Below are 11961 nucleotides of genomic sequence, written 5' to 3' on the forward strand. Positions count from 1 at the left end.
TGAGAGCACGCACCACTGACATTCCCCGCCCGTCCGGTGCACTCCAGGTGGAAACGGGATGAAAATGGGGTGTGCGCCCCTGCGGGCGTGGGTTCAGCGGCCCACGGCGTAGCCCTGCTGGCCGCGCGGATTGGCCGCCGCCGAGAGGACGCCGGTGGCCGGGTCGCGGGCCACCGCGCAGAGCCGGCCCTCGGACCAGTCGTCGCCGACGGTCACCTCGTGACCGCGGCGGCGGAGCGCCTCCACCACCGCCGGGTCGGTGCGGGACTCGACGGTGACGCTGCCGGGGCGCATGCCGCGCGGGAAGAAGGAGCCGGGGAAGCTGTCGTTGTGCCAGTTGGGGGCGTCCATGGCGCCCTGGAGGTCGAGTCCGCCGCGCACGGGCTCGCGCAGAGCGACGGCGAGGAGGAAGTGCAGCTGCCACTGGTCCTGCTGGTCACCGCCGGGCGTGCCGAACGCCATGACGGGCACCCCGTCGCGCAGGGCCATGGACGGGGTGAGGGTGGTGCGGGGGCGGCGGCCGGGGGTGAGGGTGTTGGGCAGGCCCTCCTCGAGCCAGGTCATCTGCAGCCGGGTGCCGAGCGGGAAGCCCAGTTCGGGCACGACGGGGTTGGACTGGAGCCAGCCGCCGCTGGGGGTGGCCGCGATCATGTTGCCCCAGCGGTCGACGACGTCGAGGTGGCAGGTGTCGCCGCGGGTGCCGCCGTCGGCGGAGACATCGGGTTCGCCGGGCACGGGGGACGTCGGGCTCTTGGCGAACGTCGGCTCACCGACGCCCATCGCTCCGGCACCGGGGTCCTCGGTGGCCACGAGGTGCGCGTGCGCGCTGAGCCGTGGGGTGCGTCCGCCGGGGCTGCCGGGCCGCAGGTCGTGGGAGGCGCGGGGGCCCACCCTGGTCCGCCGCTCGGCGTTGTACTCGGCCGACAGCAGGTCGTCGAGCGGCACCTCGGCCGCGTCGCCGTACCAGGCCTCGCGGTCGGCCATGGCGAGCTTGCAGCCCTCGATCAGCAGGTGCACATAGTCGGCGGAGCCGTAGCGGGGCAGTTCCGGCGGCAGCAGGGCGAGCTGCTGGAGCAGTACCGGCCCCTGGCTCCAGGGGCCCGCCTTGCACACGGTCCAGCCGTTCCAGTCGTACGTCACCGGCGTCTCGTACGTGGCGGACCAGCCTGCGAGGTCGGCGGCGGTCATGGTGCCCGTGTGGCGTTCGCCGCTGGTGTCCAGGGTGGGGCGGCCGGACTGCCGGACCAGGGCCTCGGCGATGAACCCGGTGCGCCACACGTCCCGCGCGGCGTCGATCTGCGCCTCCCGTCCGCCCGCCCCGGCGATTTCGGCGAGCAGCCGCTTCCAGGTGGCGGCGAGGGCGGGGTTGCGCAGCAGCTCACCGGGGCGCGGGGAGCGGCCGCCGGGCAGATACACGTCGGCGGAGGAGGTCCACTCCGTCTCGAACAGCTCGCGCACCGTCTCGACGGTCCGGCCGACCCGTTCCACGGGCGGGTGCCCGTCCTCGGCGTAGCCGATGGCGTACTTCAGGACGTCGGCGAGGGGCTTCGTGCCGTGGTCGCGCAGCAGGAGCATCCAGGCGTCGAAGGCGCCGGGCACGGCCGCGGCGAGCGGCCCGGTGCCGGGGACGAGGTCGAGGCCGAGCCCTTTGTAGTGGGCGACGGTGGCCCCGGCCGGGGCGACGCCCTGTCCGCACAGCACCCGCACCTCGCCGCCGGCGGGCGCGAGCAGCATCGGCACCTCACCGGCGGGTCCGTTGAGGTGCGGTTCGACGACGTGCAGGACGAAGGCCCCGGCCACGGCGGCGTCGTAGGCGTTGCCGCCGTCCTCCAGCACGGCCATCGCCGACTGCGAGGCCAGCCAGTGCGTGGAGGAGACCATGCCGAAGGTGCCCTGGAGGGTGGGACGGGTCGTGAACTGCATGCCTGACCTCGGTGTTCGTCTGCGTCGACGGCTGTCGGCTCCGGCCGCTGCCGCACGCAGACTAGATGCGCGCCACCGGCCGGCGCCACCCTCCTCACCAGGTCGAACGCGTACCCGCTCCCCAGCGGGGAGCGGGCCTGACGGACCGGCTCGTCAGTTCGCGGGGACCAGGTGGTCGCCGGCGATGCCGGACTTCTCGGGGCGGTAGTAGTCCCTGATGGCGTCGGCCCAGGCGGACGCCCGCACGCGGTCCTCCCGGTCCGGGCCGAAGGCCTGGAAGAGCGCCTCGATGTTGGGCCGTGCGAAGCCGATCGCGAGCATCAGCGCGATGAACTCGGGGCGGGCCACGAAGCCGACGCCGCCGGGATCGCCCATCGCGGCGAGGGCTTCGGCGAACTCGTCCACGACGGCGTCGAACCGCCGCGGGTCGAGGACGACGGCGAGGAACTCCTCGGGGCTGACACGGCCGTCACCGCCCGCGTCCAGCTCGGTCAGGAGCGTCTCACCGTAGCGGCGGAAGGCACCGTCGAGCCGGTCCTTGGCGGCCTCCGGCGCGGCCGGTACCGCGGCCGCCACGCGCCTGCTCATCAAGGCGAAGTCCGCCGGCTCGAGGTAGCCGTTCCCGTCGGCGTCGAAGAGGGAGAAGACCAGCTCGATGCGGTCGGTCGCCTCGGTGGTGGGCACCATGGTGCACCCTGCCTTTCCTTGGTGGGGCCATGCCGTCGGAACGCGCCGGGGACCTGCCCCCGGCGGCTGTACCGACTATCGGGCCGTCCAGGCCACTTCAGGGGAAACAACGGCACTTCACACACGAACAGGGGGAAACGGCGCGTTCCATGCATGAAACGGGGAACGTGCCGGCAGCGGAGTCATGTGGCCCCTGTCCGGTCCGCGAACACCCAGCGGTTGCCCGCCAGGGCGTCGTTCTCCTCGGGCAGCGGGCCGCGCCCGAGCCGGCGGGTGAAGTCGAAGGGCGTGTGGACCGACGCGGTCCAGCCCAGGTCCGTCAGACGTGCCGCGGAGTCGGGCCTCGGCTCCCGGCTGAACAGGCCGAGCAGGTCGATGCCGAGCTCTTGGCGCGTCGACGTGTACAGCGGGCTGTCGCGGTACTCTGTCAGGTCCTTCTCCAGCTTGACCTCGTACGCCAGGGCGCTGCCCGGCGCACTCAGCCGGTCGACCGTGTCGATGAGCGCGGTCTCGGCCGCGGGCGGCAGGTAGAACAGCAGACCCTCGACCAGCCACACGGTGGGGACCGTGGTGTCGAAGCCGGCGGCGGTCAGCGCGCCGGCCCAGTCGTCGCGCAGGTCGGCCCCGATCGGCACGCGCGCCGCCCCGGGCTCGGCCGACACGGAGTCGAGGACCCTGTGTTTGAACGCGAGGACCGCCTCCCTGTCGATCTCGAAGATCACGCAGTCGGAGGGCCAGTCGAGCCGGAACGCGCGCGCGTCCAGCCCCGCTCCGAGCAGCACCACCTGACGGGCACCGGCGGTCCGGACCGACCGGAGCAGGAAGTCGTCGAGAACCCGGGTACGCAGACCGAAGTAGCGTGCGAAGCGTCCCCAGAGCGGGCTCGCGTCCCCGCCCGGAGCCTGGTCCGGGCGGACCGGCCAGTGCGCGGACGCCTCGGCGCCCCGCACGAAGTGCTCCGCGTAGACGTCCCGGGCGAGGCTGTCGGGGCGGTGGGTCTCGATCGCCCGCGCCGCGGCGACCAGGAGGGCGGTCAGCCCCACTCCTCCCTCCACGCCGTCCGTGGCGGTGCTGGGCGATGCCGTGTCGGCCATGCGTTCTCCCTGGTGGGTTCGCGTGGAGGGCCGGCGTCCGTCGGGGCGTCGGCGGGCGGGCGGCGCGTTCAGTGAGACCGGCCGTCCGGGATCAGTACGGGTTTGACGACGCGGCCCGTTTCGCAGTCGTGCTCGGCCTCGTTGATGTCGGCGAGCGGATAGGTGCGGATCAGCTGGTCGAAGGGGAACCGGCCGGCCTGCCAGAGCGCGGTGAGCCGGGGGATCAGCAGTCCGGGGACGGCGTCGCCTTCGCAGATGTGGGAGATCGCGCGCCCGCGGTCCAGTGTTCCCGCCTCGAGCGGCAGCGTCTCGTGCAGCCGTGCCACGAGGCCGAGACGGCCGGTCGGACGCAGTGAGCGGAGCGCGTCGTTGATCAGCCCGGCGGACCCCGTGGTGTCCAGCGCGTAGGTCGCTCCCCCGCCGGTCAGCCGCCGCACGCGGTCGGGCAGGCCGGTCGGCGAGGCGCGGACCGGCAGGGCGTGGAGCCGCTCGGCGAGGGCCAGCCGTCCGGGATGCCGGTCGACGGCCACGGTCACCGCCCCGGCGGCATGGGCCGCCATCACCGCGGCCAGGCCCACCGCGCCCGCGCCGAAGACGGCGAGGGTGTCACCGGGGCCGACGCCGAAGGAGTTGAGGACGGCACCGGCGCCGGTGAGGAATCCGCAGCCGAGCGGCCCGAGCAGTTCCAGGGGCAGTGCGGGATCGACCCGTACGGCGTTGCGGGCCGGGACCAGCGCGTACTCGGCGAACGAGGACTGGCCGAACCAGCGGGGAGCCAGGGCGGTCCCGGTCGCGTCGGTGAGCCGTGCGGCGTTCTCCGCGCGCCCCCCGAACAGGTTCAGTGAGGCGAAGGAGTCGCAGTGGGCGGGGGCCGCGCCCAGGCAGTTGCGGCAGTGCCCGCAGGAGTCGAAGCTCAGCACCACATGGTCGCCGGCGCTCAGGCCGGTGCCCGTACCTCCCGTCTCCAGCACCACTCCGGCCCCCTCGTGGCCGAGGACCGCCGGCAGGGGGGAGCGGCCCGCCGACCGCCGTACCGCGAGGTCGGTCCGGCACATCCCGCAGCCGGCGATCCGGACCAGGATCTCCCCCTCGGCCGGCCCCTCCGCCAGCATCACCTCCTCGACGGTGAACGGGTCGTCGTACGCACGCAGTACCGCCGCGCCGAACCTCACCTCACGCCTCCCCCGGCCGGTGCACGACGAACGGCCGGAGGTTTCCGTAGAGCCCCCACGGTCCGCCCGCGACGCCGACACCGCTGTCCTTGGCGCCCGCGAAGGGCTGGGCGAGGGAGAGTTCGGCGTGGTGGTTGATCCACGCCGTCCCGCACTCCAGGCGGTCGGCGACGGCCGCGGCCCGGTCGAGGTCGGTCCCCCACACCGAGCCGCCCAGTCCGAAGCCGGTGCCGTTGGCCGCCCGGACGGCTTCGTCGAGACTGTCGTACGGCAGGACCGGCAGGACCGGGCCGAACTGCTCCTCGGTCACCACCGGGCTGTCGGCCGGCACGCCGGCCAGGATCGTCGGGGCGAAGAAGTACCCGGGCCGGTCCAGCCGGTGCCCGCCGGCGGCGGCCCGGGCGCCGTCCGCCAGGGCCCGTGCCGTGCGGTGCTCGACGCGGGCGAGCTGCGGGGCGTTGCTGACCGGCCCGAGCCGCGCGGCCGGGTCGAGTCCGGGGCCGACGGCGGTCGTCGCCGCCCGGTGTGCCAGGGCCTCCACCACCCGTGCGTGGAGCCGGGACGGGGCGTAGACGCGCTTGACCGCCATGCACACCTGACCGCAGTTGCGGAACGCCGCCCAGAACAGCCGGTCCGCGATCTCCTCCACGTCGACGTCGTCGAGCAGGACGGCCGCGTCATTGCCGCCCAGCTCCAGGGTGACCCGCGCGAGCGAGGCCGCCGCGCCCGCGGCGACGGCCCGTCCCGTGGCCGCCGACCCGGTGAAGGTCACATGGCGGATCCCCGGGTGCGACGCGAGACGGGCGCCGAGAGGCTCCCTCCCGGTGACGATCGTCAGTACGCCCTCGGGCAGGGCACCGGCGAGGACGGACCCCAGCATCCGGGTGGCGAGGGGCGTGAACGGCGAGGGCTTGAGCACCACCGTGTTGCCCGCGGCGAGCGCCGGCGCGAACTTCGCCGACGCCAGCTGCAGCGGGAAGTTCCACGGGACGATCGCGGCGACGGGCCCGAGCGGCCGCCACCGCAGCCGGCTGCGTACGGGACGGTCGTCCTCGATCGGCTGCGTCTCGACGTCCAGCCCGGCGAAGTAGCGCAGCCGGGCGGCCGTGCGGGCCACCTCCGCGTACGACTCGGTCAGCGGCTTGCCCTGTTCACGGGTGAGGAGGGGGCCGAGGGCGGCGGCGGCCCCGTCGACGGCGTCCGCCGCCGCGAGCAGCGCCGTCCTGCGGGCGGCCGGGTCCGCCCGCCAGCCGTGCCAGGCCGTCCGGGCCCGGTCGACGACCGCGTCCAGCTCCTCTGGCCGCAGGTCGGGAGCCTCGTCGAAGGCCTCGCCGGTGGACGGGTCGACGACGGTGAAGTACCGGGTGTGCGGGGGACGTCCGGTCGCCAGGGTCATGACCGGCTCTGGGCCGCGGCGGCCGCGTGTTCCCGGACGTGCCGGTCCATCTCCGCCCGGAAGGCGGCCACCAGGTGCGGCCGGATGCGGCCCGTGGTGCGGTCCCCTCCCTCGCAGACCGCTCCGCGCACCCCGACGATGTCCGTCCCGATACGGGCCAGTTCAGCCAGGTCGCCCGCCTTGACGCTGCCCGCCAGCGCGGCGAGGAGGCCGGCGTCGTGAGCACGCCGTACGAACTCGGCGCACACGTCGGGCGGTACATGGTCGAACAGCCGGGTCCCGTCCTTGACGGCGGTGTCGAGCATGGCGGCGTCGGAGCCCGATCGGCGCGCGATGTCCGGCAGCGCGAGCGGGCTGACACAGCCGATGCGGTGGGCGTCGGCGTAACCCGAGGCGACGACGAACGCGTCCGCCCGGTGGTCCTTCACCGCCCGGACGACCCCGCTCATGACCTCGACGGCCTGTTCGGGTGTCGCGCAGCCGTAGAGGCCGACCTTGATGTAGGTGGCGCCGGACACGGCGGCGCCGAGCGCCGCCTGGGCCACCGTGCCGGGCTTGTACGGTACGTCCCCGACGGTGGCGGAGACCGGCTTGTCCGCCGGTACGGCCGCGCGGATCTCCCTGATGACCCACGGGTAGTTGGCTCCGAGCGAGCCCTCGTCGGGCTTCTTGACGTCGACGATGTCCAGATGCTCGGCCGCCTTCGCGCAGTCGAGGGCCTCGTCGACACCGTCCGGAGAGATGAGAAGCAACAAGGTTGAATCCTTCCCCCGCACCCCACCTGCCCCGAGGGCAGATATGCGGATTCGCCTGGCTCACACGCGGTCCGCACATCATTTCCCCCGGGCGTCGCACCTCGGCAGGGCGCGCGGGGTGCCACACGGATCAGAGCCACGGGGTTCCCGCGCCCCGCGCAACGCGCCGTCCGCGCTGGCCCGTTGCGCGTGCTTCGGCGCCGCTCCGCCGCCGCGAGGGTGGCCGTCGCCGTGGCCGTGGGCGTGGGCGTGGGCAGGCCTACAGATCCGCGGCGACGTCCTCGCGGCCCGGTGGGGTCCCGGTGGTCTCCGCGGCGCGGCGGCGGGCGTCCTCGTCGGTGCGGGCGTCGTAGCTGACGAGTTTCGGGAGCGCGGCGGTGAGCAGGCCCACGGCGGCGACGCAGGCGAGACCGCCGCTCCAGATCGCGGGGCGGGCACCGGTCCAGCCGGCCATCGCGCCCGCGCGGACCTGGCCGAGCTGGGGGCCGACGCTGTAGGAGAGGACCTCGATACCGGCGAGCCGGCCGCGCAGCCGGTCGGGGATGGTCTGGTTCCAGATGGTGGAGCGGCCGAGTCCGCTCAGCATGTCCCCCGCGCCCGCCAGGCCGAGGAAGACCAGCACGAGCCAGATGTCCGACGCCCAGCCGGCCGCCGCCATGGCCAGTCCCCAGCCGGTGGCGCCGAACACCACGAACAGGCCGTGCCGCTGGGTACGCGAGACCCAGCCGCTGGTCAGGCTGAGCAGCAGCGAGCCGACGGCGCCCGCCGAGTACATCAGGCCCAGCGCCCAGTCGGCGTCGAGCTCGTCGGCGAGGAAGGGGAAGATCGTGTTGGGGAAGGCGAAGAACATGGCGGCGAGGTCCACCGCGTAGGTGCCCAGCAGCACCGGTCGGGACCAGGCGTACCGGGCGCCTTCGGCGATGCCGCGCAGCGACGGCTTCTCGGCGTGCTCGACGGGCGGTACGGGGGTGAGCCGGCGGCACATCAGGACCGAGCCGCAGAAGCAGACCACGGTGGTGGCGTACGCGGGGACGTTGCCGGCGTACGCGACGACGAGGCCGGCCAGCGCGGGTCCGCCGATGGCGCCCGCCTGCCAGCGCAGGGCGTTGAGGGCGGCCGCGGCGGCAAGCTGGTCGTGGGGGACGATGCGGGCCAGCAGTGAGTCCAGGGCGGGGCGCTGGAGCCCGGCGAGTGCCGCCACTCCGGCGGCGACCACGTACAGCGGCCACAGCATGGGGTGCGGCAGCAGCGCGTTCAGCAGCAGGACGACGGCGAGGAGTCCCAGTCCGGCCTCGGTGAGGACGATGACCTTGCGCCGGTCGACCGCGTCCGCGAGGGCACCGCCGTACAGGCCGAAGACCACGAGCGGCACGAGTTCCACGGCGCCCATCGCGCCGACCGCGAGGGGTGATCCGGTGAGTTCCTTGATCTGGAGCGGCAGCGCGATCAGCGCCATCACGCTGCCGAGGTAGGTGACCAGGCCCTGCACCCACAGGAGGCGGAAGTCGCGGGAGGAGCGCCAGGGGGTGAGGTCGGGCAGGACGGAGGCGAGCTTCTTCCTCATGGTTCAGCGACTCCCGGCCGCCGCGATGCCGGAGCCCGCCACCCTCGAGTGGTGGCGTCCGATGGGCAGGACGAGGGGTTCGCCGGATCCGGGGCACTCGACGACGCGGCTGTCCATCATGACGACCGTGGTGCCGCGGGTGCGGTGGAGGCCGGTGGTGTGGGTGGCCTTCAGGGCGGCGGCGACCGGGGCGTCGTCCTGCGCGGTCGAATTGCCGCGGGCGTCGGCACCGACGATCACCGTGATCCGCCCGGCCGCGAGGGTCGGGTCCAGGCCCTCGACGACGGCACGGCCGCCGTGGCCGAGCGTGAGGTCCTCGGTGGCGAGGGTGTGGGACGCGGTCACGGTGAGCCTCCGGCTCGGTCGGTGCGGACGATCGGACGAACAAGGCAGGGGGCGCCCGGGACGCCGGTGACGACGCCTACCGGGTAACGGGTGCCGGGCACCGCACCCACCGGGCAAGTTAGGTAAGGCTTGCCTCAATAGCGTAGGGAGTGGCGGCTCGCTGATCAATCGAGCCTTCTCGACAGCCCTTGTAGCGATCGGGACAGGGGGTCCTCCAGCTCTTCAGCGCGCCCGGAACCTGCCGGGGGTCATGCCGGTCGTACGGCGGAAGGCCGCCCCGAAGGCGCTGGCCGAGCGGTAGCCGACCGCGTCGGCCACCACGTCCACCTCGAAGCCGAGGGCCAGCAGCCGCACCGCGTGCTGGGCGCGCACCGAGGCGACCCAGCGGGCGAAGCTCGTGCCCGTCTCGTTCTGGAACGCCCGGGTGATCGTGCGGGCGCTGCACCCGAGGGCGGCCGCCCAGCCGGTCAGCGTGCGCTGGTCGGCGGGGTCGGCCCGTACGACGTCCACGATCGGCCGCAGCAGGGCGGAGGCGGGCAGCTGTACCAGCAGGGCCCGCGGGGAGGGACGCAGCACGTCGAGCACCATCGCCTCGGCGACGGCCCGGGAGTGCGGTGTCAGACCGGGCTCCCCGAGCCGTTCCAGGAGCAGCCGGAGCAGCGGGGTGATCTCCACGGCCACCGGCGCGTCGGGCAGTGCGGACCGGGTGCCGTGCCGGAAGAAGTGGGCGCGGTAGGAGGTTCCGGCGAGCGCGGAGGCGGAGTGCAGCTGTCCGGCCGGCATCCACAGTCCGAGGGTGGGCGTGACGCACCACACCTGGGAGCCGGTGACGGCGGTGGAGGTGCCGTACTCGTTCCAGAGGAGTTCGTGCCAGGCGTGCGCGTGCTCGTTCCACGTCGTGTCGGCGGCGACGACCTCCTCGTACCCCTGGATGACGAAGGGCACGTCCCCCTCACCCGCGGCGAGCGCCGGCAGGTCCCTGATGACACGCATGAGGTCAGGCTAACCGGGGCGGGAACAGGGGGGCCGCCGCCGGTGTTGGCCCGGGTGTCAGCAGTGAAAGGCGGAGCCGTGCACGGTGAGTACAAGGTTCCCGGCGGCAAGCTGGTCGTCGTGGACGTGGACGTGGAGGACGGCGCGCTGCGCCGGGTGCGCGTGGCGGGCGACTTCTTCCTCGAACCCGACGAGGCGCTGGACGCCGTGAACCGCGCCCTGGAGGGCGCGCCCGCCGACACCGACGCCACGGGTCTGGCCGCGCGGATCGACGCGGCCCTCCCCGAGGGGACCGTGATGTACGGGCTCACCTCGGAGGGTGTCGGCATCGCGGTGCGCCGCGCGCTCGCGCACGCCACCGACTGGACCGACTACGACTGGCAGCTGATCCACGAGGGCCCGCAGCCCCCCGCGCTGCACATGGCGCTGGACGAGGTGCTGACCACGGAGGTCGCCGGGGGGCGGCGTCCGCCGACGCTGCGGGTGTGGGAGTGGGGCGCCCCCGCGGTGATCATCGGCAGCTTCCAGTCGCTGCGCAACGAGGTGGACCCGGAGGGCGCCGGACGGCACGGCATCGAGGTGGTGCGCCGGATCTCCGGCGGCGGCGCGATGTTCGTGGAACCCGGCAACACCATCACGTACTCGCTGTCGGTGCCGGAGGCGCTGGTGCAGGGGCTGTCGTTCCAGGACAGCTACGCCTACCTCGACGACTGGGTGCTGGGCGCGCTGGGCGAGATGGGCATTCGGGCCTGGTACCAGCCGCTCAACGACATCGCCACCGACCAGGGCAAGATCGCGGGCGCGGCGCAGAAGCGGGTGGTGGGACCGGACGGCGGCCCCGGCGCGGTGCTGCACCATGTGACGATGGCGTACGACATCGACGCCGACAAGATGCTCGATGTGCTGCGTATCGGACGCGAGAAGCTGTCCGACAAGGGTACGAAGAGCGCGAAGAAGCGGGTGGACCCGCTGCGCCGGCAGACCGGCCTACCGCGCGAGGCGGTCATCGACCGGATGATCGACTCGTTCCGCGCCCGCTACGGTCTGACGGACGGCAAGGTGACGGACGAGGAGCTGGCGCTCGCGGAGGAGTTCGCCCGGACGAAGTTCACTTCACCCGAGTGGACCGCCCGCGTGCCCTGACACGCAAATCACCTCTTCACGGGGGTAATTGCGGCAAGACGGCGCCCCGGACGGTACGTCCGTGTCACCGCCTCCCTACGGAGCGAGTTGACCCTTCCCGCACCATGGGAACCCGTGTGACACTGGCGTCCCGTCCGCTGTGCGGACTTCCCTCCGCACCGTCCCCCACGAAGAGTGCGCCGTGCGTTCCTTTCCTCTGCCGATCGCTCTGACCGCTCGCCTGTCCCCGGTGGTCGTCCTGGCCGCGGCCGGCTGGGCACTGTCCTCGGGCCCGATGGCCACGTCGTCGGACGCCGCGGACGAGCCGACCGAGAAGACGAAGCCCCAGTCCGCCTCCGCGCCTTCGCGGACCCAGGCGGTGAAGACGTACACCGCGGCGCCCGCGCCCTGCGGCAGCATCGCCGAGAAGACCGTCAACTCCCTTGTGCCGAAGGCCAAGACGGCCGGCAAGGAGATCGACTCCACGGACTCGAAGCTGCGTCGCACCTGTTCCTGGAACGCGCTCAAGGGCTACGAGTACCGCTGGCTCGACGTGTCCTTCGAGGTGCTGGAGTCGGACGAGGCGGCGGAGCGGTCGTACCAGGGGCGGCTGGAGGACAAGAGCGGCGGGGGCGCGGTCCCGGGGCTCGGGAACGCGGGGTACTCGGTCGTGAACCTCACCACCGAGGACAAGCAGCAGACGCGCGAGGGCGTGGTGGTGGCCCGCGCCGCCAACGCGCTGGTGATCGTCACGTACAACGGCAGCGACTTCGAGTCGAAGAAGGCGCCGGGCGCGGACGAGATCAACAAGGGCGCCATCAAGGCCGCCAAGGAGGCGGTGGCGGCCCTGGAGAAGAACCGGAATTGATGGTTCCGTGACATCCGTCACAGGCTCCCGGCGATCTGTGCG

The 11961-nt window shown here is 73.4% G+C and carries 11 protein-coding genes; 2 read left to right on the plus strand and 9 right to left on the minus strand.

Going from position 1 to position 11961, the window contains the following annotated elements:
* Positions 1–93 precede the first annotated feature (93 nt).
* The 9 genes from IF28_RS0100210 to IF28_RS0100250 form a co-directional block, all read right to left on the minus strand.
* Entirely contained in the window at positions 94–1923 is a 1830-nt protein-coding gene (locus IF28_RS0100210; protein WP_030211902.1) for a gamma-glutamyltransferase family protein, read from the minus strand.
* 153 nt (positions 1924–2076) lie between these two features.
* Positions 2077–2610 (minus strand): EF-hand domain-containing protein, encoded by a 534-nt coding sequence (locus tag IF28_RS0100215; RefSeq protein ID WP_030211907.1) that lies wholly within the window; start codon positions 2608–2610, stop codon positions 2077–2079.
* Between the two features lie 182 nt (positions 2611–2792).
* On the minus strand, positions 2793–3704 hold the full coding sequence (locus tag IF28_RS0100220) for a class I SAM-dependent methyltransferase (RefSeq protein ID WP_030211910.1): 912 nt from the start codon (positions 3702–3704) through the stop codon (positions 2793–2795).
* Between the two features lie 68 nt (positions 3705–3772).
* Entirely contained in the window at positions 3773–4876 is a 1104-nt protein-coding gene (locus tag IF28_RS0100225) for an NAD(P)-dependent alcohol dehydrogenase (protein WP_030211916.1), read from the minus strand.
* A gap of 1 nt (position 4877) precedes the next feature.
* Positions 4878–6272, minus strand: coding sequence for an aldehyde dehydrogenase family protein (locus tag IF28_RS0100230; RefSeq protein WP_030211920.1), 1395 nt, complete (start codon positions 6270–6272; stop codon positions 4878–4880).
* Positions 6269–7027, minus strand: coding sequence for a (5-formylfuran-3-yl)methyl phosphate synthase (locus IF28_RS0100235; RefSeq protein WP_030211922.1), 759 nt, complete (start codon positions 7025–7027; stop codon positions 6269–6271). The genes IF28_RS0100230 and IF28_RS0100235 overlap by 4 nt, the downstream gene beginning before the upstream one ends.
* A gap of 259 nt (positions 7028–7286) precedes the next feature.
* Positions 7287–8591: an MFS transporter gene (locus IF28_RS0100240; RefSeq protein WP_030211924.1), complete on the minus strand. Its 1305-nt coding sequence runs from the start codon at positions 8589–8591 to the stop codon at positions 7287–7289.
* 3 nt (positions 8592–8594) lie between these two features.
* On the minus strand, positions 8595–8936 hold the full coding sequence (locus IF28_RS0100245; RefSeq protein ID WP_030211926.1) for a hypothetical protein: 342 nt from the start codon (positions 8934–8936) through the stop codon (positions 8595–8597).
* A gap of 222 nt (positions 8937–9158) precedes the next feature.
* The gene (locus IF28_RS0100250; RefSeq protein ID WP_030211929.1) at positions 9159–9929 is read right to left on the minus strand and encodes a helix-turn-helix transcriptional regulator; all 771 of its coding nucleotides are present in this window, start codon (positions 9927–9929) and stop codon (positions 9159–9161) included.
* A 78-nt stretch (positions 9930–10007) separates the two neighbouring features.
* On the opposite strand from IF28_RS0100250, the gene IF28_RS0100255 reads away from it, so the two are divergent.
* Positions 10008–11072 (plus strand): lipoate--protein ligase family protein, encoded by a 1065-nt coding sequence (locus IF28_RS0100255; RefSeq protein WP_030211932.1) that lies wholly within the window; start codon positions 10008–10010, stop codon positions 11070–11072.
* A 181-nt stretch (positions 11073–11253) separates the two neighbouring features.
* A complete protein-coding gene (locus tag IF28_RS0100260) occupies positions 11254–11919 on the plus strand; it encodes a hypothetical protein (RefSeq protein WP_030211935.1) in 666 nt (221 codons plus the stop codon).
* Positions 11920–11961 lie beyond the last annotated feature (42 nt).

Source organism: Streptomyces sp. NRRL WC-3626 (assembly GCF_000718785.1).
Classification (GTDB): Bacteria; Actinomycetota; Actinomycetes; order Streptomycetales; family Streptomycetaceae; genus Streptomyces; species Streptomyces edwardsiae.

Bases quoted from the DNA above. Each gene is read 5' to 3' on its own strand.
- IF28_RS0100210 (WP_030211902.1), bottom strand. From the start codon at position 1,923: ATGCAGTTCACGACCCGTCCCACCCTCCAGGGCACCTTCGGCATGGTC.
- IF28_RS0100215 (WP_030211907.1), bottom strand. From the start codon at position 2,610: ATGGTGCCCACCACCGAGGCGACCGACCGCATCGAGCTGGTCTTCTCC.
- IF28_RS0100220 (WP_030211910.1), bottom strand. From the start codon at position 3,704: ATGGCCGACACGGCATCGCCCAGCACCGCCACGGACGGCGTGGAGGGA.
- IF28_RS0100230 (WP_030211920.1), bottom strand. From the start codon at position 6,272: ATGACCCTGGCGACCGGACGTCCCCCGCACACCCGGTACTTCACCGTC.
- IF28_RS0100240 (WP_030211924.1), bottom strand. From the start codon at position 8,591: ATGAGGAAGAAGCTCGCCTCCGTCCTGCCCGACCTCACCCCCTGGCGC.
- IF28_RS0100250 (WP_030211929.1), bottom strand. From the start codon at position 9,929: ATGCGTGTCATCAGGGACCTGCCGGCGCTCGCCGCGGGTGAGGGGGAC.